Origin of the sequence: Paenibacillus sp. RC67, from assembly GCF_030020805.1 — a bacterium.
Classification (GTDB): domain Bacteria; phylum Bacillota; class Bacilli; order Paenibacillales; family NBRC-103111; genus Paenibacillus_S.
Genome location: NZ_CP125098.1, coordinates 89,470 through 111,832, shown reverse-complemented (window position 1 = coordinate 111,832; position 22,363 = coordinate 89,470). Strand labels below are relative to the sequence as shown.

The window sequence follows — 22,363 nt, the reverse complement described above, 5'->3', positions numbered from 1 at the left end:
TTAAAAAAAGGGGGCCGGTTATTACGCCGACGACCCTTTTAACAAATCTCCTGTATATGGACCGACATCCTTCTTACTGAACGCCGTGGCACTGCTTATACTTTTTGCCACTTCCGCAAGGACACAAGTCGTTGCGTCCGACTCTATCCTCATCGTTATTAACGACCGGTTTCTTCGGAGCTGGTTCGCCATTAGAGCTGACTGCATCCGCTTCAACCACCGGCTGACGCTCGAGGTTCGTTTCTACGTGGGCTTTCATAATATACGTAGCAACTTCCTCCTGAATGCTTTGAATCATCTCCTGGAACATTTCAAAACCCTCAAATTGGTATTCACGAAGTGGATCTGTACCACCGTAAGCGCGCAAGTGGATACCTTGACGAAGCTGATCCATCGCATCGATATGATCCATCCATTTGGAATCAACCGCACGAAGCACAATAACCTTCTCAAGCTCACGCATAATGACATCACCAATTGTCTGCTCGCGTTCTTCATAAAGGCGCATTACGAGGTCTTTCATGTACTCAGCAATTTCTTCTTTTTCTTTGCCCCATAGCTCTTCAGCTGTAAGCTGGCCTTCATGCAGGAACGTACCGTTAGCATAGTCAACGATGGCTTGAAGATCCCACTCCTCCGGAACGAGGTCTGCTGGGCAGTGTGTTTCTACAAGACGTTCCACAACCGGTATCAGCATCCCGATGGTAATATCGCGAATGTTTTCGGATTCCAACACCTCGCGGCGCTGTTTGTAAATAATTTCACGCTGTTGGTTCATGACATCGTCATATTGAAGGACGACTTTACGTACATCAAAGTTATTGCCCTCAACGCGTTTTTGGGCCGATTCTACGGCACGGGTTATCAGCTTACTTTCGATAGGCTGATCTTCTTCGAAGCCGAGACGGTCCATCATGCCCATGATGTTCTCCGCACCAAAACGGCGCATCAATTCATCTTCCATCGACAAATAGAACTGAGAGGAACCAGGGTCACCTTGACGTCCGGCACGACCGCGCAGCTGATTATCGATCCGACGGCTCTCATGTCGCTCTGTACCTATAATATGCAGACCTCCAACAGCGTGAACCCCTTCACCCAGCATAATATCGGTACCACGTCCCGCCATGTTGGTAGCAATCGTGACAGATCCGGGTTGACCTGCACGTGATACGATTTCTGCTTCTTCCGCATGGTACTTCGCATTAAGAACCTTATGCTGTACACCTTTCCTCTTCAGCATTTCGGACAAACGCTCAGAGTTCTCAATAGATACCGTACCCACAAGCACTGGCTGGTTCGTCTGATGACGTTTAACAATCTCTTCTACTACAGCCCGGAATTTACTGTTAACCGATTTATACACAATATCCGGCAGATCCTGACGGATCATTGGACGGTTCGTAGGCACAATAATAACCTCTAGACCGTAAATCTTTTTAAACTCTTCTTCCTCCGTCTTAGCCGTACCCGTCATCCCTGACAGCTTACGGTACATACGGAAGTAGTTCTGGAACGTAATGGTGGCCAGAGTCATGGACTCATTTTGCACCTGCAGCTGCTCTTTGGCTTCAATCGCCTGATGCAAGCCTTCGCTATAGCGGCGGCCTGTCATTAAGCGGCCTGTGAATTCGTCTACGATGACGACTTCATCTTCTTGAACCACATAGTCTACATCCCGCTTCATAATGACATGCGCTTTTAACGCTTGAGTAATATGGTGATTGAGAGTTACATTCGCATGGTCGAATAAGTTCTCGATGCCGAACGCTTCCTCTGCCTTCGCCACGCCGCCTTCAGTCAAGGACACGGCGCGCATTTTAATATCAACAATATAATCTTCTTCTTCTTTCAGCTTGCTGACAAAACGGTCTGCCATATAGTACATGTCCGTCGATTTAGCAGCTTGTCCGGAAATAATGAGCGGTGTTCTCGCTTCATCTACCAGAATGGAGTCTACCTCATCAATTACTGCAAAATAAAGCGGACGCTGTACCATCTGTTCTTTGTAAACAACCATGTTATCGCGCAGATAATCGAAGCCGAACTCATTGTTCGTCCCATAAGTAATATCACAAGCATAAGCCGCCTGCTTCTCCCCATGGCTTAAGGAGCTTAAGTTTACGCCAACCGTCAAGCCGAGAAATTCATACACTTTTCCCATCTCGCCGCTATCACGATGAGCCAAGTAATCATTGACTGTTACTACATGCACACCTTTGCCAAGTAGTGCGTTCAAATAAACCGGCAGGGTACCAACCAACGTTTTCCCTTCACCAGTTCTCATTTCCGCGATACGACCTTCGTGAAGTACCATACCGCCTATTAATTGTACATCATAGTGACGTTTGCCAAGGACACGCTTCCCTGCTTCACGTACAACAGCAAATGCTTCTGGAAGGAGGTCATCTAAATCCTCGCCGAGTTCCAGACGATGGCGAAATTCTGAAGTTTTCGTTTTGAGATCATCATCAGACATTCCCTCCATGAATGGCTCCAATTGGTTAATGGCATCGACTGTTTTCCACAGCCGCTTTACTTCGCGCTCATTTGAATCGCCGAATATTTTCTTAACGAGTCCTAGCATGGGCCCATCTCCCTTTTTTAAGAACGGTTTGCCTTAAATTGTAGCAGTTTGTGACACAAGTCGCAAGAATTGCGGAGCTATCCTTTTATTATCTTCTTGCATTAAACTTTTCATGAAATGCGAAAGAGCCTGCCCTGTCAGGCAAGCTCCCAAAATTCGCAGCCATTATCTGGCCGGCTCGATTAAGCCGTATTTGCCATCGTTGCGTTTATACACCACATTCACTTGCTCCGTATTGGAATTTGCAAAAACGAAAAAGCTATGACCGACCATATTCATTTGCAGAATGGCTTCATCGATATCCATCGGTTTCAGCATAAACTGCTTGGTCCTAACCAATTCATATTCGTCCTCATCTTCATACTGGGCAGGGGAATCGACTCTCAATATATCCCTTATACCGCCTTCTTGACGGATTTTACGATTCACTTTAGTTTTGTGTTTGCGAATTTGCCGCTCCAGCTTGTCGATCACCTGATCGATGGAAGCGTACATATCATTGCTTTTGTCCTCGGCCCGCAGCATAACGCCCGTCAGCGGGATGGTCACCTCGACTGCTTGCAATCCTTTGACCACACTCAGTGTGACATGTACTTCAGTTATAGGGGGAGTTTCAAAGTACCTTTCCAGCCTGCTAAGCTTTTTCTCAACATACTCTCTTAGTGCTTCTGTAACCTCTATGCGTTCACCGCGAATGTTGAATTTCATTGTACTTCTCCTCCTTTCATGTACCTATTATACTATATTCTATAGACGTCTTCAAAAATCCTTCATATTTATCGACAATTATTCAAAATATTCTTACAATTTAGTGTCCGTGTGACAAACCCCATAGAATCAAGCTTTTTTGAGTTTGAAAGTTGCTTTCAATGGGTATACTTCCTTACTTTGTTGTTCTTACCAAAAGGTTATTAGTGTCCTAAGACAAAAAAACACCCCGGATCGATTCCAGGGTGTTGTCGCTGCTAATAGTAATCGGAATAACCATCTATACAAGGGCGTTGTGAGCCGGATGATTATAGCTTGATAACGTTAGCTGCTTGTGGTCCGCGAGCGCCTTCCACAATATCGAATTCAACCGCTTGACCTTCTTCCAGCGTTTTGAATCCATCGGTTTGGATAGCTGAGAAATGGACAAATACGTCCCCGCCGTCTTCGCGCTCAATGAAACCGTATCCTTTTTCTGCGTTGAACCATTTTACTTTACCTTGCATGTAAAACATTCCCTTCATTATCAAATAACTGTGGGCATGCCCACAAATCGAATATAGCATCCCCTCTCCACGGATGTCAATTATATCCACGTCTTTTAGCAAAATATTTTGAAAATTCAAGTATTAACATGGCGTTAATAAAGTATTCACAAAGAAAAACCGCACCATTATGCGGTTTTTCGACATTTTCTATAAAGTTATACACAAAGTTATGCACATTATCCACAGGGGGTGTTGAGGAACTGTCATTCACCATACATAAAAGCACTTATGTACTCCATACCTAGACAAATGCCAAATGAAGTGCAAACCATGAAATAACAATCCACCTTTAAATTCCGATAATGGATGCTCAGAAGTTATACTCCAAGATTTAGGACCCTTCCTGCGTTTTTTCCTAAAGAGTCTGTCCTAACTGAAGCCCATTCGCTTTTCCACCCCCCGCCCCGTAAATTTCGGGTTGGATTTATTCACACCAATCCCACGAACGGTTTCACATAAGCTACAATGCCTATTATCAGCTACACAGACAGATAATCACTGTAACAATGCATGTTCGATACAGGAGCCTCATTCGGCCATTTAAGGGCCTCTCAAACTGTTCCACTGTCGTTCTCGTTCCTTAACCTAGAATGCACTGATATATACATAAAGTGACTATTTCTAGAACCTTCTGACTCAAATTCTATTGCCTCTATAAAAGATGTTAGTTTAAAACAAAAAAGTGTACGCCTCTTAATAGAAGCGCACACCCTGTACAAATGGTTACCTTGCTCTTTATACTATTCTCGATTTTAGATAATTGTATTAGCCCTCTGCACTATAACTAATTTCTACAGCTTCACTTTCCTTCTTACCCGTTTCAATCACTATTATATAAATACTACCTGCTGCTGCACCTAAGTTATTTATGCTAATAGTGACTTCATCTTTGCCAGATGCTACGGTAGCTGTACCTAGAATTTTTGCACCGGCGCTTGCTTTGTCATAAACCTTTACAATCTCACCAGCTTTAAGACCCTTTACTAAGACCGTATCTGCTTTGCCAACATTGTTGGTTACTACTACATTTTCTTTAATTACCTTATCTGTTGTTTGTTCTGCTTCGAATGTTTTCTCCACTTTTTCGGATTCTAACTTTCCGCTAGAAGTGACACTAATCTCAACTGAACCGGCTTCCGAACCAATTTGTGCAATGTTTATTGACACTTCAGACTTTCCAGTAACAACAGTCGCCGTACCTAGCACAGTAGTCGTACCTTTTTTATATACTTTAACGACGTCGCTCGAAGCCAGTTTCTCAACTTTTACAGTATCTGCAAGACCTGCATTATTCACAATTGTGATATCACCTACTGCAGGAGCTGTTGACTTAGCTTCCGCTGCGTAACTAACTTCAACAAGATCACTCTCTGCTTGGCCAGCTTCCGTTATCGACACAAATACTTTTCCTGCATCCACACTCAATTGCGAAACCGTCACTGTTGCGCTGGTTTGCCCAGTAGCTACTGTTGCAGTGCCAAGTTGTTTCTTGTCAGATGTGTTTTTGTCGTAAACTTTTACCACTGTACCTGCTGTCAGTTCACTAACTTTAATAGTATCAGACTTACCAGCAAGGTTTGTAATCTCTACTTTATCTGCTTTGGCTCCAGTAGACTTACCTTCAGCAGCATATGCTTTTTCGACTTTTTCGGATTCGCGCTTATCCTTGGATGTCACGGTTACTTCAACGGAACCAGCTTCTGCGCCCAATTGAGCTATGCTGACAGTTACTTCTTCTTTCCCTGTTGCTACTGTTGCTGTGCCTGATGTAGCAGTTGCGCCTTTTTTGTATACTTTCACGATATCTCCGGCTGCAAGTTTCCCTACTTTAACTGTGTCTGCAATTCCTGCATTGTTTACGATTTCGATGTCTTCTGCTTTTGGTGCTGCGGATACCGCTTCTGCTGTGAAGCTCACTTCTACCAAGTCACTCTCTGCTTGGCCTGCTACCGTGGTCGACACATACGCTTTACCTGCATCCACACCCAATTGTGTAACGGATACGGTTGCGCTCGTTTGGTTCGCTGCTACCGTGGCTGTTCCCAATTGTTTTTTGCCGTCGCCGTCTTTATCGTACACTTTGACAATGGTTCCCGCTGTCAAGCCTTCTACCAATACGCTATCTGCTTTGCCCACGTTGTTCGTTGCTGTGATTTTATCGGCAGCTGGTTTCGCTGTTTTGCCTTCAGCAGCAAATGCTTTTTCAACTTTCTCGGATTCCAGCTTTTCTTTGCTGGTTACGCTCACTTCAACGGATCCTGCGTCTGCACCCAGTTGCTTGATGCTTACGACAGCTTCTGCTTTACCTGTTGCTACCGTTGCTGTGCCCAATACGGTCGTTTTCCCTTTTTCATACACTTTCACGATGTCGCCAACTGCTAATTTTGATACGGTTACCGTATCCGCAATGACCGCATTGTTTACGATTTCGATGTCTTCTGCTTTTGGTGCTGCGGATACCGCTTCTGCTGTGAAGCTCACTTCTACCAAGTCACTCTCTGCTTGGCCTGCTACCGTGGTCGACACATACGCTTTACCTGCATCCACACCCAATTGTGTAACGGATACGGTTGCGCTCGTTTGGTTCGCTGCTACCGTGGCTGTTCCCAATTGTTTTTTGCCGTCGCCGTCTTTATCGTACACTTTGACAATGGTTCCCGCTGTCAAGCCTTCTACCAATACGCTATCTGCTTTGCCCACGTTGTTCGTTGCTGTGATTTTATCGGCAGCTGGTTTCGCTGTTTTGCCTTCAGCAGCAAATGCTTTTTCAACTTTCTCGGATTCCAGCTTTTCTTTGCTGGTTACGCTCACTTCAACGGATCCTGCGTCTGCACCCAGTTGCTTGATGCTTACGACAGCTTCTGCTTTACCTGTTGCTACCGTTGCTGTGCCCAATACGGTCGTTTTCCCTTTTTCATACACTTTCACGATGTCGCCAACTGCTAATTTTGATACGGTTACCGTATCCGCAATGACCGCATTGTTTACGATTTCGATGTCTTCTGCTTTTGGTGCTGCGGATACCGCTTCTGCTGTGAAGCTCACTTCTACCAAGTCACTCTCTGCTTGGCCTGCTACCGTGGTCGACACATACGCTTTACCTGCATCCACACCCAATTGTGTAACGGATACGGTTGCGCTCGTTTGGTTCGCTGCTACCGTGGCTGTTCCCAATTGTTTTTTGCCGTCGCCGTCTTTATCGTACACTTTGACAATGGTTCCCGCTGTCAAGCCTTCTACCAATACGCTATCTGCTTTGCCCACGTTGTTCGTTGCTGTAATTTTATCGGCAGCTGGTTTCGCTGTTTTGCCTTCAGCAGCAAATGCTTTTTCAACTTTCTCGGATTCCAGCTTTTCTTTGCTGGTTACGCTCACTTCAACGGATCCTGCGTCTGCACCCAGTTGCTTGATGCTTACGACAGCTTCTGCTTTACCTGTTGCTACCGTTGCTGTGCCCAATACGGTCGTTTTCCCTTTTTCATACACTTTCACGATGTCGCCAACTGCTAATTTTGATACGGTTACCGTATCCGCAATGACCGCATTGTTTACGATTTCGATATCTTCTGCTTTTGGTGCTGCGGATACCGCTTCCGCTGTGAAGCTCACTTCTACCAGGTCACTCTCTGCTTGGCCTGCTACCGTGGTCGACACATACGCTTTACCTGCATCCACACCCAATTGTGTCACGGATACGGTTGCGCTCGTTTGGTTCGCTGCTACCGTGGCTGTTCCCAATTGTTTTTTGCCTTCGCCGTCTTTATCGTACACTTTGACAATGGTTCCCGCTGTCAAGCCTTCTACCAATACGCTATCTGCTTTGCCCACGTTGTTCGTTGCTGTAATTTTATCTGCAGCTGGTTTCGCTGTTTTGCCTTCAGCAGCAAATGCTTTTTCAACTTTCTCGGATTCCAGCTTTTCTTTGCTGGTTACGCTCACTTCAACGGATCCTGCGTCTGCACCCAGTTGCTTGATGCTTACGACAGCTTCTGCTTTACCTGTTGCTACCGTTGCTGTGCCCAATACGGTCGTTTTCCCTTTTTCATACACTTTCACGATGTCGCCGACTGCTAATTTCGATACGGTTACCGTATCCGCGATGACCGCATTGTTTACGATTTCGATGTCTTCTGCTTTTGGTGCTGCGGATACCGCTTCTGCTGTGAAGCTCACTTCTACCAAGTCACTCTCTGCTTGGCCTGCTACCGTGGTCGACACATACGCTTTACCTGCATCCACACCCAATTGTGTAACGGATACGGTTGCGCTCGTTTGGTTCGCTGCTACCGTGGCTGTTCCCAATTGTTTTTTGCCGTCGCCGTCTTTGTCATACACTTTGACAATGGTTCCCGCTGTCAAGCCTTCTACCAATACGCTATCTGCTTTGCCCACGTTGTTCGTTGCTGTGATTTTATCTGCAGCTGGTTTCGCTGTTTTGCCTTCAGCAGCAAATGCTTTTTCGACTTTCTCCGATTCCAGCTTTTCTTTGCTGGTTACACTCACTTCAACGGATCCTGCGTCTGCACCCAGTTGCTTGATGCTTACGACAGCTTCTGCTTTACCTGTTGCTACCGTTGCTGTGCCCAATACGGTCGTTTTCCCTTTTTCATACACTTTCACGATGTCGCCGACTGCTAATTTCGATACGGTTACCGTATCCGCGATGACCGCATTGTTTACGATTTCGATGTCTTCTGCTTTTGGTGCTGCGGATACCGCTTCTGCTGTGAAGCTCACTTCTACCAGGTCACTCTCGGCTTGGCCTGCTACCGTGGTCGACACATACGCTTTACCTGCATCCACACCCAATTGTGTCACGGATACGGTTGCGCTCGTTTGGTTCGCTGCTACCGTGGCTGTTCCCAATTGTTTTTTGCCGTCGCCATCTTTGTCATACACTTTTACGATCGTTCCCGCTGTCAAGCCTTCTACCAATACGCTATCTGCTTTGCCCACGTTGTTTGTTGCTGTGATTTTATCGGCAGCTGGTTTCGCTGTTTTGCCTTCAGCAGCAAATGCTTTTTCGACTTTCTCCGATTCCAGCTTTTCTTTGCTGGTTACACTCACTTCAACGGCTCCTGCGTCTGCACCCAGTTGCTTGATGCTTACGACAGCTTCTGCTTTACCTGTTGCTACCGTTGCTGTGCCCAATACGGTCGTTTTCCCTTTTTCATACACTTTCACGATGTCGCCAACTGCTAATTTTGATACGGTTACCGTATCCGCAATGACCGCATTGTTTACGATTTCGATATCTTCTGCTTTTGGTGCTGCGGATACCGCTTCCGCTGTGAAGCTCACTTCTACCAGGTCACTCTCTGCTTGGCCTGCTACCGTGGTCGACACATACGCTTTACCTGCATCCACACCCAATTGTGTAACGGATACGGTTGCGCTCGTTTGGTTCGCTGCTACCATGGCTGTTCCCAATTGTTTTTTGCCGTCGCCATCTTTGTCATACACTTTTACGATCGTTCCCGCTGTCAAGCCTTCTACCAATAAGCTATCTGCTTTGCCCACGTTGTTTGTTGCTGTGATTTTATCGGCAGCTGGTTTCGCTGTTTTGCCTTCAGCAGCAAATGCTTTTTCGACTTTCTCCGATTCCAGCTTTTCTTTGCTGGTTACACTCACTTCAACGGCTCCTGCGTCTGCACCCAGTTGCTTGATGCTTACGACAGCTTCTGCTTTACCTGTTGCTACCGTTGCTGTGCCCAATACGGTCGTTTTCCCTTTTTCATACACTTTCACGATGTCGCCGACTGCTAATTTCGATACGGTTACCGTATCGGCGATGACCGCATTGTTTACGATTTCGATATCTTCTGCTTTTGGTGCTGCGGATACCGCTTCTGCTGTGAAGCTCACTTCTACCAGGTCACTCTCGGCTTGGCCTGCTACCGTGGTCGACACATACGCTTTACCTGCATCCACACCCAATTGTGTAACGGATACGGTTGCGCTCGTTTGGTTTGCTGCTACCGTGGCTGTTCCCAATTGTTTTTTGCCGTCGCCATCTTTGTCATACACTTTGACAATGGTTCCCGCTGTCAAGCCTTCTACCAATACGCTATCTGCTTTGCCCACGTTGTTCGTTGCGGTAATTTTATCTGCAGCTGGTTTCGCTGTTTTGCCTTCAGCAGCAAATGCTTTTTCAACTTTCTCGGATTCCAGCTTTTCTTTGCTGGTTACGCTCACTTCAACGGAACCTGCATCTGCACCCAGTTGCTTGATGCTTACGATCGCTTCTGCTTTACCTGTTGCTACCGTTGCTGTTCCCAATACGGTGGTTTTCCCTTTTTCATACACTTTCACGATGTCGCCAACTGCTAATTTCGATACGGTTACCGTATCGGCGATGACCGCATTGTTTACGATTTCGATATCTTCTGCTTTTGGTGCTGCGGATACCGCTTCTGCTGTGAAGCTCACTTCGACCAGGTCGCTCTCGGCTTGGCCTGCTACCGTGGTCGACACATACGCTTTACCTGCATCCACACCCAATTGTGTAACAGATACGGTTGCGCTCGTTTGGTTCGCTGCTACCGTGGCTGTTCCCAATTGTTTTTTGCCGTCGCCATCTTTGTCATACACTTTGACAATGGTTCCCGCTGTCAAGCCTTCTACCAATACGCTATCTGCTTTGCCCACGTTGTTCGTTGCTGTAATTTTATCTGCAGCTGGTTTTGTTGTTTTTGCCTCTGCATCGAACTCTTTTTCTATTGCAGCAGTTTCAAGAGTAACAGAAACATAAACTTTTCCACCCGTTGCATCAAGACTAGGGATTGTCACAATAGCTTCAGTCTGACCTTTTTGTACAACAGCCGTACCGATCAGTTTCCCTCCAGTGGCTTTATCATAAACTTTTACAATCGCACCTTCTGGTAATCCCGATACCTTTACAGAATCTGGCTTTCCAACATTATTGGTGATAATTACTTTCTCAGGGTCCCAACCCACTGTTACATCCGCCGCTAACGCGGAGCTAAGTGGTGAAAGTGCAATGGTGGAACCTAATAATACTGTAATGAAAAACTTTCTTCTGCTTCCCTTTTTAAGCATAGTCTTATTACTCCTTTAGAATAGTATATGTATAAAAAATATTGATTGCGCAGCTGCGTATGTATTCATCCACCCCTTTGATCGCAAGCCCCTCAAATAATACACAAAAGTAATAATAGCGAGATAAATTTCATTAATGACCAACAAGCTAAAAACATTCACACATACTATATCGGACTAAAGAACTAAGATGTTTAGAGGAAAAATACCTAATTTATTTCTTATTTCAAAATTATTTTCAATTTCTTACAAGAAATGATAAATACTTTTCTTTTTCTACATCTCTTTTTTACGTTTTTCGCAGCTTACTACTTACCAAATGACTGCAACAAAAAACACCATCATTGTTATCTACTAACAATAAATGGCGTGCGTAAATCGATCCAAGTTTATTATTTTTTTCTATCAAAAAACATACTTTCAGGAGAAAAGCTTGCCTCATACCTATTTTTTTGTTGTTTAGCAGCATTCATTTTATTTAATTGAGAGGAAGCTTCATTCTGAAGTCTTCCTATAAGCTCAGTGATTTTAGAATCATAACTTAGTATATTGCGTAATCTCTCTAGATATAATTCCCTTTCAACTGGATCTTCTTCTAAGACTCTATTAATCTGTCCGACCAGTTCTCCCCTGGACTCGACAAAATCAACAACCTGCTCATATTCTACAGTATCCGATTGATTTATTAAATCTTTTGTAAGTTGCTCTAGTTCATTAATATATTTATCCATGATTCAATACGGCACCCGGATTTTGAGCGAGCTTTGAAGCTTGAATCCAGGTTTCTTTCAGTTCTAATAAATGTCCTAGCACTTCATTTGCTGCATCAATATCTTTCTTTACATTAGCTTCAATCATCTTATGTAAAAAGTAATCGTACAATCTGATAAGTTCGTCCGATACCTCATAGGAACGATCTAAGGATACTACAAGTTCATTAATTATTTCTTGCACACGAATAAAACTATTATTGGCCTCTTCATAATTTTTCCGTTTAACTGCATCTATCCCTTTTTTTGTAAAGCGGATGGCGCCATCGTATAACATAATTAAAAGCTGGGCAGGGGTCATCGTTTGAATGGAAGTTTCCATATACTTGTTGGCTCTTGACTGAATCATTGATGTCACCTCTTAATATTATTATCCACCCATTGAACTGAATAACGATGAAGATTGGGACTGAAATTTGTTCATAGCTTTTTCCATTGCCGTAAACTGTTTATAGTATCTAGTTTCCATATCATCAAAATATCTTGTTTTATCCTTAATATCTTGGTTAAGTTTTATTAACTGCCTTCCTAAAGTGCTCTGATCCTTTAGAGTCGCATCCTTGGACGTAGCTACAAAGGAGGTACCTGCTCTTTCTGTAAAAGAATCTAAGGTTGTTTTAAGATCTTTATATATCCGATTAAATATACCAACCTCCGATTTAGGAGCGTCTGTCCCTGTGCCTCTAGAGGTGAATAATCCTATTACTTTATCTGGATCTTTTTCTATTGCTTCTCTCAGCTTAGCTTCATCCTTAAGAACAAGCTTCCCACCTTCAAACCATTGCCCAGTTGTAATACCAATGGAATCAAGGATTGTTGATGAGCCATTAACATTAACCGGTTCCGTTAAATTCATTCTTAGTTTCGCCACAGCATCTTTTAAAATGCTGTCGTTATAAAGCATTCCGCTTTTAGCCTTCTCTTCCCAGTTTTTAATTTCATCTTCCTTCATCGCTGCTCTCTGATCATCAGTTAATGGAAGATAGTCTCTGTAGCGCTTTTCTTTAACCTTCTCATTTAATGAAGAAATTAAATCATTATAATCATTGATAAAACTTTTTAACTTATCTACGATCGAGTTAGTATCCGTGGAAGTTGTAATTATTGATGGCGAAGCAGAGGATCTAGCGTTCAAAGTAATATCGACACCATTAATGCTGAAGTTGTTTGTTGAACGCGTAGTGGAAAGACCATTTATTTCTAATTGGGCATCCGTACCTGCTGTATAGGAATCCAACTTAAATACATTCTGTAACAAGTTACCCGCTATAGCTATTTCTCCATCACCATTAATTTTACCGGTTGTTTTGGAAACGAGAGAAAACTGTCCTGACGTTTCATCATAAAATGCTGTGACTTTTGCGTCAGCATTTTGATTTATTTTATTGATGACACTACCAATTGTATCTTTCTCCAAATCTATATCAATAACTGAATTATTTATTTCAATACTAGATCCTATAGAAGATGAAATATCAGAAAGCTTCGTACTAGAAGGATAAGGCGCAAGTGGTGAAGAACTCTTAATTGAAGCTGCTGTCGCTAGCTCATTTACTTTAATAGTAATTGTACCACTGACAGAATCGCTCACACCTTTTGCAGTTACAGCTGTTGTATCGCCTGAAACTATCGTCTTCTGACCATTAAAGGATTTTGTTAAAGTATTATCGTACACCTTATTACGAAATTCAACTATTTTGAGATTCACATCTCTAAAATTCTCCCGCTGCCACTGTACCGTTTGTTGTTTTTGCTTCAATTTATCAAGTGGCGCACGCTGCGCTTGCATTATTTTCTTTACCATATCATCAATGTCCATCCCGGACGCAAATCCACTAATACGTTGTACCATGACTCCACCTCCGTTTTTTACCTGCGTTCATCCACTAAAAGTCCCGCTACTTGCATCATGTTAGCAACAAGATCCAATATTTTCTCAGGTGGTACTTCACGAATAATTTTACCCGTGTCCTGATCAAGTACTTTTACCATGATCTGTTTCGTTTGTTCATGGACTGAAACTTCAACAGTTGTATTAGGGCCTTGAATAGCCTTAAATGCACGCTCGATAGCCCGAACTATTTGTTCATCTCCAGTAGTAACTCGTGCCCCTTGCAGTTCAGCCATCTGTAGTTCCTTCGAGTTGGTTGCATGGACTACCCCGGTATCTTGCCGCGTGCTTTTCACCGCAATTGCTTCTTTTATTACCGATTGGACAGAGGTACCTGATCCACTAATCGAAATTTCTGATGCCATAAAAAGAACACCTCCGAAATCACATAGTTTTAATTAATATATCGGTCGGTTGTTTCATTTACATTAGAGGCAAATTGACAATTATAACTGACTTATTAAAAAGTTTGGAACGCTAGTACCGTTGGGGATAATGGAAATTTCTTTTTCATTTCCAATGCAATTCGTTTGGCATTACTTACATCATTTAGGCCCAAATAACATCGATAGAGAGACTCAAAAGCGGAATAATCATCTCTAGATTTTACTAGCTGCTGCAAATAATGAACGGCCTCATCATAATTACTTACATTCATGTAAATACTCCCCAACAAATGGTTCAGTTCAGGGTTTTCCGGATCCTCTTTATACTTATCGAGCATCAATTCAGCAGCCGTATCAATAAATCCGTACTCTAACAGCAATCTTGCTAACTCAAGCTTAGCCGTTAGTGAACATTTCAATATATATGACGATACGAATTCGAATGTTTCAAATTCATTTAGGATAAACAACTGCTCCGAAATTTGTAATAAAACAGTTTCTAGCCAACAGCTTTCCAATGATTCTATAGCGGGTATCCGTTGTACAATGTTTACAAGGAGTTGTAGGTCCTTGTGGTTCACGTTATATGTACCCCTGCATTTATCTAATAATTGAGTGTCTTTAAGGATTAAAGAAAGAGTTAAGACATCAATTGTATTGTCTGATTTTATTTGGGGAAGTTCTAGCCAGTTTCTAAGTGATGCTTCATAGTCTTTGTTATACATCTGTACAGTAGCTCTTATATCCCTATCTAGTTCTGTATGTCCCCCTTCCTTAAAATATAAGGCCATTAAAGGGTGACGCACTTCATAAATTGCCATGAGCAGACCTTTAATATCTTCTTTTCCGTTTCCTGCATATAGTTGATTCAAATGTGAGGCCACTTCTTCATTATTTATATTTGCTTTTAGCATTAATTTAAAATATAACCTAAGAGCGGGTAAATAGGTTCTATTATTAGTTAATGATAAAAAGGCATAGTCGAACGCCTCTCCGATCTTACCTTGTTTACCGTATAAACAAGCCAATCGATAATAAGATAAATATCCACTCACGCCTTCTTTAGCAGTTCTCTCGGGCCATTCATCCCCACTTATGCACTTCTTATACAAAGCCTCAGCATCTTGGATATAACCAGCCTGCTCAAAAAGCCTTCCTTGCTCATAGTAGAAATCAATGTACCGTGGTTGCCTCCTTATAAGGATATTTGCAAGTGATATTCCTTCTTCGAATCGACTAAGGTTTCGATAACATGACAACATATATAGAAATAACTGATACACATATGACATATTGTCAGCTTTTTCGTAAGATTTCTTAAAATAATCCAATGCCTTTTCATACTGATTCTGAGTCATAAAGACTTTCCCCATATTGTATAAATTGTATGGAGACGGGTTGTCCTTAAGCTCCTCTTCCATGATAAGTAGATTCCGCTCAAGTTTCCCTTTTTCTTGAACTATGTCTTTCAAATACCCTGTGTGATTAATATAGGACTTAGTCTTTCCCCCTATTAGCCCACTGTTATTAAGAATGTTTAAGTGCTCATGCAATTTACCTTCATAATAAAGTCCTCTATTTCGTTTAAACAAACGAATAGCCTCATGATAGTGGGCTCCGCCATCCGAGTTATAATTTTTAATCCTCATACTATAATAGTCATTTTCATCCTTTAGGTCCTTTTGCAAATCAATATTTTCATCAAAGTATTCATCTGCATCTAGTTGCAAGATATAATCACAAGAGGCTTGTTGGATTGAGTAGTTTCGTGCTGCCGCAAAATCGTGAGTCCACTCGAAATTGAAAATCTTCGCCTTGTAATGAATAGCAATTTCGAGTGTTCTATCTGTTGACCCCGTATCCACTATAATTAATTCGTCAATCACACCTTTAACACTGTTGAGGCATTTTTCCAAATATTTTTCTTCATTCTTCACTATCATGCACAATGAAATCGTATGCCTTTTCATCCTTATTCCCTCTTAACTATAGCAAATTGGAACTACTTTTTTCCTGTCCTAACCTAGAAAAAAAGACTTCAGAACGAGTTCTGAAGTCTTTAAGTAGCTTAAGATTAACGAAGCAAGGACAATACGCCTTGTGGTTGTTGATTTGCTTGAGCAAGCATAGCTTGGGAAGCTTGAAGAAGAATGTTGTTCTTCGTCAAATTCACCATTTCTTTAGCCATATCGGTATCACGGATACGGGATTCAGCTGCAGTCAGGTTCTCAGTTGTAGTACCCAAGTTGTTGGAAGTATGCTCCAAACGGTTTTGAAGAGCACCCAGTTGAGCGCGTACTTTAGCTACATCATCGATAGAACTTGTAGTTGCATCCAAGTCAGCTGGTGCAATTGCTGAAATATCTGTACCCATTTTGATATCTGTTGTGTCGGTAGATGTATGATTGATTTGAATTTTGATGTCCAATTGACCATCCAGCAATGCAATATCATTAAATTTCGTGTTCTTACCGATATTTGCAATTTCAGATGTCAAAGCTGTCAATTCTTCATCAATGTTAGCTTGATCAGTTGAGTTATATGTACCGTTTGCTCTTTGAGTGTGCAACTCTTTCATACGAACGAGCATATCACTAACTTCAGTCAAAGCGCCTTCAGCTGTTTGAACCAATGAGATACCGTCTTGAGCATTACGTTGAGATTGCTCCATGGAACGGATTTGACCGCGCATTTTTTCGGAGATGGACAAACCAGCTGCATCGTCTGCTGCACGGTTAATGCGAAGACCTGAAGACAATTTTTCCATGTTTTTGCCGGCATTTACGTTGTTAAGACCCATTTGACGATGAGTGTTCAATGCGTTCATATTGTGATTGATAATCATTGTTTTCTTCCTCCTTGAAGTGAGAACCTGCTTCCTTGCAGGTTGAAATTTTGTGCGGTTCTTAGCTCGGCCGATCCTAATGAACCGCTTGATATATATATCGTTGAATTCTTCGCTCGATTGTAGACCTTAAAATGTCCATTTTGGACATTAAATAGACAAAAATCGTTATTAAGAACCAATTTACTCAGTATTACATCTGATTTACTCCCGATTACCCCGTTTTTTAATCATATCACTTAATTTAGCTATATTGATCTCATTTTTAGAAGCTTCTGCATTCGATTGCTGTATTAATTCATATACTTCTTTCCGCAAAACCTCGATATTTCTAGGCGCCTTGATTCCTAATTTAATCGTATCGCCTTCGGCAGCCAGAACTATGATCTCTATTTGATCACCTATCATTAACGATTCGCCTTTTTTTCTCGATAAAACCAGCATAGATATTCACCTCTCTATTCATTGTCTTCCTTATCCATTAGTAACAAATAACCTATGTCTGGTTTTGTAAGAAGTATTTTGTAGAATAACTTGTTTCCCCAACCGTTCTTTCATATTTATAACCAATGGGGCCAACAAGTTATGAGTTGCATTTTGGAAGTCATCCCGAACCGAAACGATACTCCATACCACAATGTCCTGTTCAATGTATGCCTTTAGCTCTTCTCTTGCCAAATCCGGTAAAACGAACTCATAGCTTGGTTCAAATATGAATGGGTCTATAACAATAAAGGAAAGCTCTGGATTTTCTACAGATTGTAAGTAGAACAAAGGTAAATCGGTGTCAGGATTAATGATCACATACTTTTTCAATTCCTCGAATCCCGGGATTCCTGTCGGAAACTGAATGATTTCCTTTTCATCAATAGTAATTTTGCCGAGCCTTGAAGAGTCAAGTATCATTAGGAACATTCCTTTCCATTTTGGCCTTATCTTTTATAAATTATCATTGTTCTTATAAAAAAACAAAAACTATAGATTATAACAATCCATAGTTAGCAATTTTTAAAGTTTCGTATCAATAACTGGTGGTGTGATATCCAATTTGGGATACTGATCCATATAAATATTCAACTTTCCTCGCACATAATTGATGTCCGGCTTATTCACTTGACTCTGAATATTCAACTTTCCTTCTATAAATTGAATTTCCGGTTTATGAGGTATGTATTCTATATCTACATTATCATAGGAAGCTTCCCCCATATACTCAATAGAAGGCTGGGGTTGGAAGGCCTTCTCAAAAGCAATATCAGCTAATGGATTACCAGGAACGTTAAGTGCAGCCATGCGGTTTCCATCCTGCACGATCTTAGCTATCGCCTGCAATAGGATACCGTCCATCTGTGAATATATCCGGTTGGAAAATTCAGATAGTTTACCCCCGTTTAAAGCACTCCATGCCCTGTCTTGATCAACATAGAGCTCGCCTAGAGGTGAACTAACCTCGTATTGGGATGGAGTAGTTTGTATGTCTAAAGTTGCCTTAGACTGATGAATTTCATAATGTCCTAAATCCGCATCGATACCAATTCTACCAAATTGCTGGCGTATGTCGATCTGGGGGAATGGAATCAAACCATTACCTCCTTTTAGCGTAAGAAGTCAACTAAAGTTGGGGAAATTATTTTTGCGCCTACAGACAATGAGGCCTGGTAAATATTTTCGTTTACCTTAGAATCTACCATGAGTTTGCTGTAGTCAGCATCTTCGACTTTGGACTGAAGCCCTTCAATATTAAGGCCAATGTCCTTTAAACGGTTTTCAACAAGCTCCAGCCGATTAACTCTGGCGCCTATCTCAGAGCGAGTCGAGACAATACTGTTCATTCTTGTGCTTATTTTATCGAGCGCGGATGACACACCGGTAGTATTACCTTGTCCCAGATCTAGGCTCAATTGTTTCAAAATTAGGAAAGCATTGTCAGGGTCAGTTGGAGATCCAAAAAAATCATTCCCCGTAAGATTAACCGGTAACTTAATACCCGCTCCGACCTCAAACGCAACCTGATAAGGATCGGTTAATTCTTTTTCCGCATCTTTCTCTGTATACGGCGCTCGGTCTGTGGTTTGGCCGTTAAAAACAAACTTGCCATTCAACTTACTGTTTCCTATGGTGACTAATTGTTTGTATAATTCATCCACTTCGCTTTTGATACTGTTCAAAGCTGCTTGTGAATTGGTTCCATTAGCCCCTTGAGTTGCCAAGTCCGTAGCTCTTAGAAATATTTGATCCACCTGATCTAGCATCGTATCGTTAAAATCAAGCCATGAATTTGATGTATCCACATTTTTGATATATTGATCATTCGCATCCAGCTCACTGCGATACCGTAAGGAATAAGTAATGCCCACAGGATCGTCTGAAGGTCTATTAATTCTGTGGCCTGTTGACATTTGCTCTTGCATACTATCCATACGCATAGTATTGGTATTTAAATTTCTTATAAGCTGCATACTCATCATGCTTTGGGTAACTCTAAGCGCCATGATAACCCCTCCTCATTTGACTACTATCTTCCTACTACACCCATACCATTGATAACTTTATCCAACATTTCATCAAAGGTTGTCATTGACCTAGCGGCTGCATTATAAGCGTGCTGAAACTTGATCATGTTGGCCATTTCTTCATCAAGAGAAACACCGCTGACAGACTGTCTGCGCTCATCTACCTGATCAACAATAGATTTGGAGTTATCGACCTGTCTTTTGGCCTCAGTTGTCTGTACCCCTAACTGTCCCACTGTCGCTCTTAGAAAGTCATTGATGGTACCTGACTGTAGAACAGACCCCGCGGAGCCTGTTGAACTAAAATCAAACTTCGTATCTTTAAGTTGGGAAACTAATACAGCCAATGTATTGTTACCCGTTATGACTTCTTCTTTATTGGTCTTAGTGTTCAAAACGGTTCTCATGGATGTGGCGATATTACTCGGATCTGCCGCAATAGTTGGATTAAGCTGAATATTGGATGCCGTGATGGCTCCGTTATCTTTGGAGGTGAAAAAATCGCCTACTTTTTTGGTCGGATCATCATTAAGATAACCCAGCTTATGAAGACCGTTTAGCCCGTTGACCGTAACAGTAAGATCATCCTTGAGAGTCCGATTCTCTACCGAACCTGTATAAACAATATCGTTTAGGATAGTTCCCTCGGGAAGAACTGACCCCTTGGGGATAGGTACAGAAATTTTTCCATTTGCTATCGTACTAGCCATTGTATCCAGCTGCTTTTGATAATCTGCAACATAGCGGTCTCTGGATTGAATCATCCCATACACTTCTCCGCTATTTAAATTACCTGATGTAGCTGCAATCGTTATTTCTGCTACTGATGTAGGATTTGGGGTGTTTCCATCTACTAAAACTGTGTTCCCCATAGTTACATTGTAACCTGTATCTGTTTCCGTAACTTTGATATTAACGATCTTGGACAGATCATCTACCAACAAATCTCGCTGATCTCTAAGATCATTGGCACTATCGCCCATGCCCTCGATTCTCTTGATCTCTGTATTTAAATCTGAAACCGTTGAGAGAATAGAATTAATTTGGGTTACTTTAACGGAAATATTTTCAGTTAAATCGTTATTTAAATCCGACAACTGTCTGCTTGTCAAATTTAGAGAGTCAACCATAGCCATCGCATTTTCCCGGACAATTTTTCTACCTGTTATATTTTCCGGGTCTTTACTCAAATCAGACCATGAAGCCCAAAATTTATCCACGACGGACCGTAAACCCGAATCGGAAGGTTCATTAATAATAGCTTCTAATTTCTCAAGTGTATCCTGCTGTACAGTCCAACTGCCCAGACTTTTATTTTCATTGTGAAATTGATCATCTAGAAATTTCTCGCGTATTCTTGTGACGGAATCAAATTCAACGCCTTGTCCCATTTGTCCAGGCACATTACTCCTCATTAGTCCAGGAGCCTCGATCGGCTTAGCTGCTACCATATTAACGACCTGACGAGAATATCCAGCCGTATTTGCATTAGCAATATTATGTCCCGTTGTAGAAAGAGCCGCCTGTTGCGTAAATAAAGCTCGTTTAGATATCTCAATACCACCAAAAGTAGATCGCATCTTTTCTTATCCCTCCATACCGCTTGTATGACTATGCTTTCGAATCGAATATGCCAGCTCTCTTTGCGCCATAGGAATTCAGCTGTGGGTTCTTGTAGGTGTATTCGTCCTCTGGAGGACCAGCAATTAGATCGAGAGAATATTCAAGGAAAGCCAATGACTGCATAATCAATTGCTGATTCAACTGATTCATTTCCTTAAGCCTATGAATACTGCCCAATAAATGCTTTTGCACTCCAAGAAGCGCTTTCTTATCTTCCACATTAAAAATAATCTTCGTCAAATCACTTACCGTTACCTTAGGATTGGGCTTATAACCCTTCTCGATCATGAATTGCCCGATGGCTTCCACCCGCTGCTGATCCAATTCACCAATCTGTTTCACAAGCTTATTTTCCTTAGAAACGATCTGCATTAACTGCTCCACATCGTTCTGGATGAGCACCTGCTTCTTCCGTTCTGCCAGCTCAAGTAAGTTTTCGTGTACGTCGTTCAGCGCCGTCATGATCTGTATCAAAGCTTCAAATGCCATGCTCATCCACCCGTGTATTCAGAATAATTATCATTTAATAAAAGGAAAAAGCTTTTCTGCCAACGTTCTGGCATCCACTTTGTATGTGCCTGCAGCTACCGATGATTTCAAAGCTTCGACTTTCTCTCTAGCTTTCTCGGCTGCGGCCGGATTCTGCGTCTCCAATAGTTCCTTCGCCTCGCTGGAAATTTCTACTTTGTCTTTCTTTTTACTGGTCTTGGCTTTCTCTGAGGCTGCATACGCCTCCTGGGATTTCATATATTGATTGACTGCTCCGACCCGATTTGTACCATTTATTTTCATAACTCATCACCTCTTTTTATTCATTAAAATAACCCCACCGAATAAGCGTTATTACTTTTATCGGTGGAGTTAGGAAGAAAGTTTATATTAAATTGAGAATATCGTTAGCTATGCCGGTCTTTCAAACGGTCCTTAATATTAAACGACATACGCTTAGACTGGTCCAACAAGGCTTGCTTCCGTTGCTCGTCCTCATGCATATGGCTCGCATCCTTTGCCAAACGTTGTCTGCACGATTCACAAATCGTATGTTCGCGAATTGGGGTACTGCAGACCTCGCAGTGATAAGACATATTAGGATTGTTCTTGATGGATATACGCCCTTCACGAATAAACTTTGTAATCTGCTTCACCGAAACTTCGGTTGCCTCACTTAATTCATGAATAGAACAAGAACGCTGCTCACGCAAATATTTCAAGCATTTTTCGTACTGTAGATCCATATCTTTAAGACATTGACCGCACAGGCCATAGTTATTTTTAACGTATATTTTTCCGCAACGCTCACAGTTATCGACATTCAGACTCATTCCTGAGCTCCCCCCATAGTTAGACAAGTTGGCAAGTTAGTTCGATTTTTCTGAGTATAATTTAGTCCTAGTGTATCTCAAGTAGTGCGAAGTTGTATACTGAATTTTATC

At 42.0% G+C, this 22,363-nt stretch carries 18 protein-coding genes; all 18 read right to left on the bottom strand.

The window, feature by feature from the left end; genetic code table 11:
* Nucleotides 1–73: 73 nt before the first annotated feature.
* Nucleotides 74–2,587, bottom strand: coding sequence for a preprotein translocase subunit SecA (gene secA, locus QMA13_RS00515; RefSeq protein WP_282938807.1), 2,514 nt, complete (start codon nucleotides 2,585–2,587; stop codon nucleotides 74–76).
* A 165-nt stretch (nucleotides 2,588–2,752) separates the two neighbouring features.
* Nucleotides 2,753–3,295, bottom strand: a complete 543-nt coding sequence (hpf, locus tag QMA13_RS00510) for a ribosome hibernation-promoting factor, HPF/YfiA family (RefSeq protein ID WP_282938806.1) — start codon at nucleotides 3,293–3,295, stop codon at nucleotides 2,753–2,755.
* A 308-nt stretch (nucleotides 3,296–3,603) separates the two neighbouring features.
* Nucleotides 3,604–3,801 (bottom strand): cold shock domain-containing protein, encoded by a 198-nt coding sequence (locus QMA13_RS00505; protein ID WP_028551014.1) that lies wholly within the window; start codon nucleotides 3,799–3,801, stop codon nucleotides 3,604–3,606.
* A gap of 807 nt (nucleotides 3,802–4,608) precedes the next feature.
* Nucleotides 4,609–10,902, bottom strand: coding sequence for a hypothetical protein (locus tag QMA13_RS00500; protein WP_282938805.1), 6,294 nt, complete (start codon nucleotides 10,900–10,902; stop codon nucleotides 4,609–4,611).
* A 392-nt stretch (nucleotides 10,903–11,294) separates the two neighbouring features.
* Nucleotides 11,295–11,633, bottom strand: coding sequence for a flagellar protein FliT (gene fliT, locus QMA13_RS00495; protein WP_282938804.1), 339 nt, complete (start codon nucleotides 11,631–11,633; stop codon nucleotides 11,295–11,297).
* Nucleotides 11,626–12,021, bottom strand: a complete 396-nt coding sequence (gene fliS / locus QMA13_RS00490) for a flagellar export chaperone FliS (protein ID WP_282938803.1) — start codon at nucleotides 12,019–12,021, stop codon at nucleotides 11,626–11,628. The genes fliT and fliS overlap by 8 nt, the downstream gene beginning before the upstream one ends.
* Nucleotides 12,022–12,042: 21 nt before the next feature.
* Nucleotides 12,043–13,524, bottom strand: coding sequence for a flagellar filament capping protein FliD (gene fliD, locus QMA13_RS00485; RefSeq protein ID WP_282938802.1), 1,482 nt, complete (start codon nucleotides 13,522–13,524; stop codon nucleotides 12,043–12,045).
* Nucleotides 13,525–13,541: 17 nt separating this feature from the next.
* Nucleotides 13,542–13,928, bottom strand: a complete 387-nt coding sequence (locus QMA13_RS00480; RefSeq protein WP_282938801.1) for a flagellar protein FlaG — start codon at nucleotides 13,926–13,928, stop codon at nucleotides 13,542–13,544.
* A gap of 95 nt (nucleotides 13,929–14,023) precedes the next feature.
* Nucleotides 14,024–15,892, bottom strand: coding sequence for a glycosyltransferase (locus QMA13_RS00475; protein ID WP_282938800.1), 1,869 nt, complete (start codon nucleotides 15,890–15,892; stop codon nucleotides 14,024–14,026).
* Nucleotides 15,893–16,023: 131 nt separating this feature from the next.
* Nucleotides 16,024–16,794 carry a flagellin N-terminal helical domain-containing protein gene (locus tag QMA13_RS00470; protein WP_282938799.1) on the bottom strand — a complete coding sequence of 257 codons (771 nt, stop codon included), beginning with the start codon at nucleotides 16,792–16,794 and terminating at the stop codon, nucleotides 16,024–16,026.
* A 204-nt stretch (nucleotides 16,795–16,998) separates the two neighbouring features.
* Entirely contained in the window at nucleotides 16,999–17,238 is a 240-nt protein-coding gene (csrA, locus tag QMA13_RS00465) for a carbon storage regulator CsrA (protein WP_282938798.1), read from the bottom strand.
* Between the two features lie 30 nt (nucleotides 17,239–17,268).
* Nucleotides 17,269–17,700, bottom strand: a complete 432-nt coding sequence (fliW, locus tag QMA13_RS00460; protein ID WP_282938797.1) for a flagellar assembly protein FliW — start codon at nucleotides 17,698–17,700, stop codon at nucleotides 17,269–17,271.
* Between the two features lie 102 nt (nucleotides 17,701–17,802).
* The gene (locus tag QMA13_RS00455; protein WP_282938796.1) at nucleotides 17,803–18,375 is read right to left on the bottom strand and encodes a DUF6470 family protein; all 573 of its coding nucleotides are present in this window, start codon (nucleotides 18,373–18,375) and stop codon (nucleotides 17,803–17,805) included.
* A gap of 14 nt (nucleotides 18,376–18,389) precedes the next feature.
* Nucleotides 18,390–19,286 (bottom strand): flagellar hook-associated protein FlgL, encoded by an 897-nt coding sequence (flgL, locus tag QMA13_RS00450; RefSeq protein WP_282938795.1) that lies wholly within the window; start codon nucleotides 19,284–19,286, stop codon nucleotides 18,390–18,392.
* Between the two features lie 23 nt (nucleotides 19,287–19,309).
* Nucleotides 19,310–20,887 carry a flagellar hook-associated protein FlgK gene (gene flgK / locus QMA13_RS00445; protein ID WP_282938794.1) on the bottom strand — a complete coding sequence of 526 codons (1,578 nt, stop codon included), beginning with the start codon at nucleotides 20,885–20,887 and terminating at the stop codon, nucleotides 19,310–19,312.
* 31 nt (nucleotides 20,888–20,918) lie between these two features.
* Nucleotides 20,919–21,419, bottom strand: coding sequence for a flagellar protein FlgN (locus QMA13_RS00440; protein WP_282938793.1), 501 nt, complete (start codon nucleotides 21,417–21,419; stop codon nucleotides 20,919–20,921).
* Between the two features lie 30 nt (nucleotides 21,420–21,449).
* Entirely contained in the window at nucleotides 21,450–21,722 is a 273-nt protein-coding gene (gene flgM / locus QMA13_RS00435; protein WP_282938792.1) for a flagellar biosynthesis anti-sigma factor FlgM, read from the bottom strand.
* A 104-nt stretch (nucleotides 21,723–21,826) separates the two neighbouring features.
* A complete protein-coding gene (locus tag QMA13_RS00430; protein WP_282938791.1) occupies nucleotides 21,827–22,252 on the bottom strand; it encodes a flagellar protein in 426 nt (141 codons plus the stop codon).
* Nucleotides 22,253–22,363: the final 111 nt, after the last annotated feature.

Coding starts and splice junctions, on each gene's coding strand:
- secA (WP_282938807.1), bottom strand. CDS start 2,587: ATGCTAGGACTCGTTAAGAAAATATTCGGCGATTCAAATGAGCGCGAA.
- hpf (WP_282938806.1), bottom strand. CDS start 3,295: ATGAAATTCAACATTCGCGGTGAACGCATAGAGGTTACAGAAGCACTA.
- QMA13_RS00505 (WP_028551014.1), bottom strand. CDS start 3,801: ATGCAAGGTAAAGTAAAATGGTTCAACGCAGAAAAAGGATACGGTTTC.
- QMA13_RS00500 (WP_282938805.1), bottom strand. CDS start 10,902: ATGCTTAAAAAGGGAAGCAGAAGAAAGTTTTTCATTACAGTATTATTA.
- fliT (WP_282938804.1), bottom strand. CDS start 11,633: ATGGATAAATATATTAATGAACTAGAGCAACTTACAAAAGATTTAATA.
- fliS (WP_282938803.1), bottom strand. CDS start 12,021: ATGATTCAGTCAAGAGCCAACAAGTATATGGAAACTTCCATTCAAACG.
- fliD (WP_282938802.1), bottom strand. CDS start 13,524: ATGGTACAACGTATTAGTGGATTTGCGTCCGGGATGGACATTGATGAT.
- QMA13_RS00480 (WP_282938801.1), bottom strand. CDS start 13,928: ATGGCATCAGAAATTTCGATTAGTGGATCAGGTACCTCTGTCCAATCG.
- QMA13_RS00475 (WP_282938800.1), bottom strand. CDS start 15,892: ATGATAGTGAAGAATGAAGAAAAATATTTGGAAAAATGCCTCAACAGT.
- QMA13_RS00470 (WP_282938799.1), bottom strand. CDS start 16,794: ATGATTATCAATCACAATATGAACGCATTGAACACTCATCGTCAAATG.
- csrA (WP_282938798.1), bottom strand. CDS start 17,238: ATGCTGGTTTTATCGAGAAAAAAAGGCGAATCGTTAATGATAGGTGAT.
- fliW (WP_282938797.1), bottom strand. CDS start 17,700: ATGATACTTGACTCTTCAAGGCTCGGCAAAATTACTATTGATGAAAAG.
- flgL (WP_282938795.1), bottom strand. CDS start 19,286: ATGGCGCTTAGAGTTACCCAAAGCATGATGAGTATGCAGCTTATAAGA.
- flgK (WP_282938794.1), bottom strand. CDS start 20,887: ATGCGATCTACTTTTGGTGGTATTGAGATATCTAAACGAGCTTTATTT.
- QMA13_RS00440 (WP_282938793.1), bottom strand. CDS start 21,419: ATGGCATTTGAAGCTTTGATACAGATCATGACGGCGCTGAACGACGTA.
- flgM (WP_282938792.1), bottom strand. CDS start 21,722: ATGAAAATAAATGGTACAAATCGGGTCGGAGCAGTCAATCAATATATG.
- QMA13_RS00430 (WP_282938791.1), bottom strand. CDS start 22,252: ATGAGTCTGAATGTCGATAACTGTGAGCGTTGCGGAAAAATATACGTT.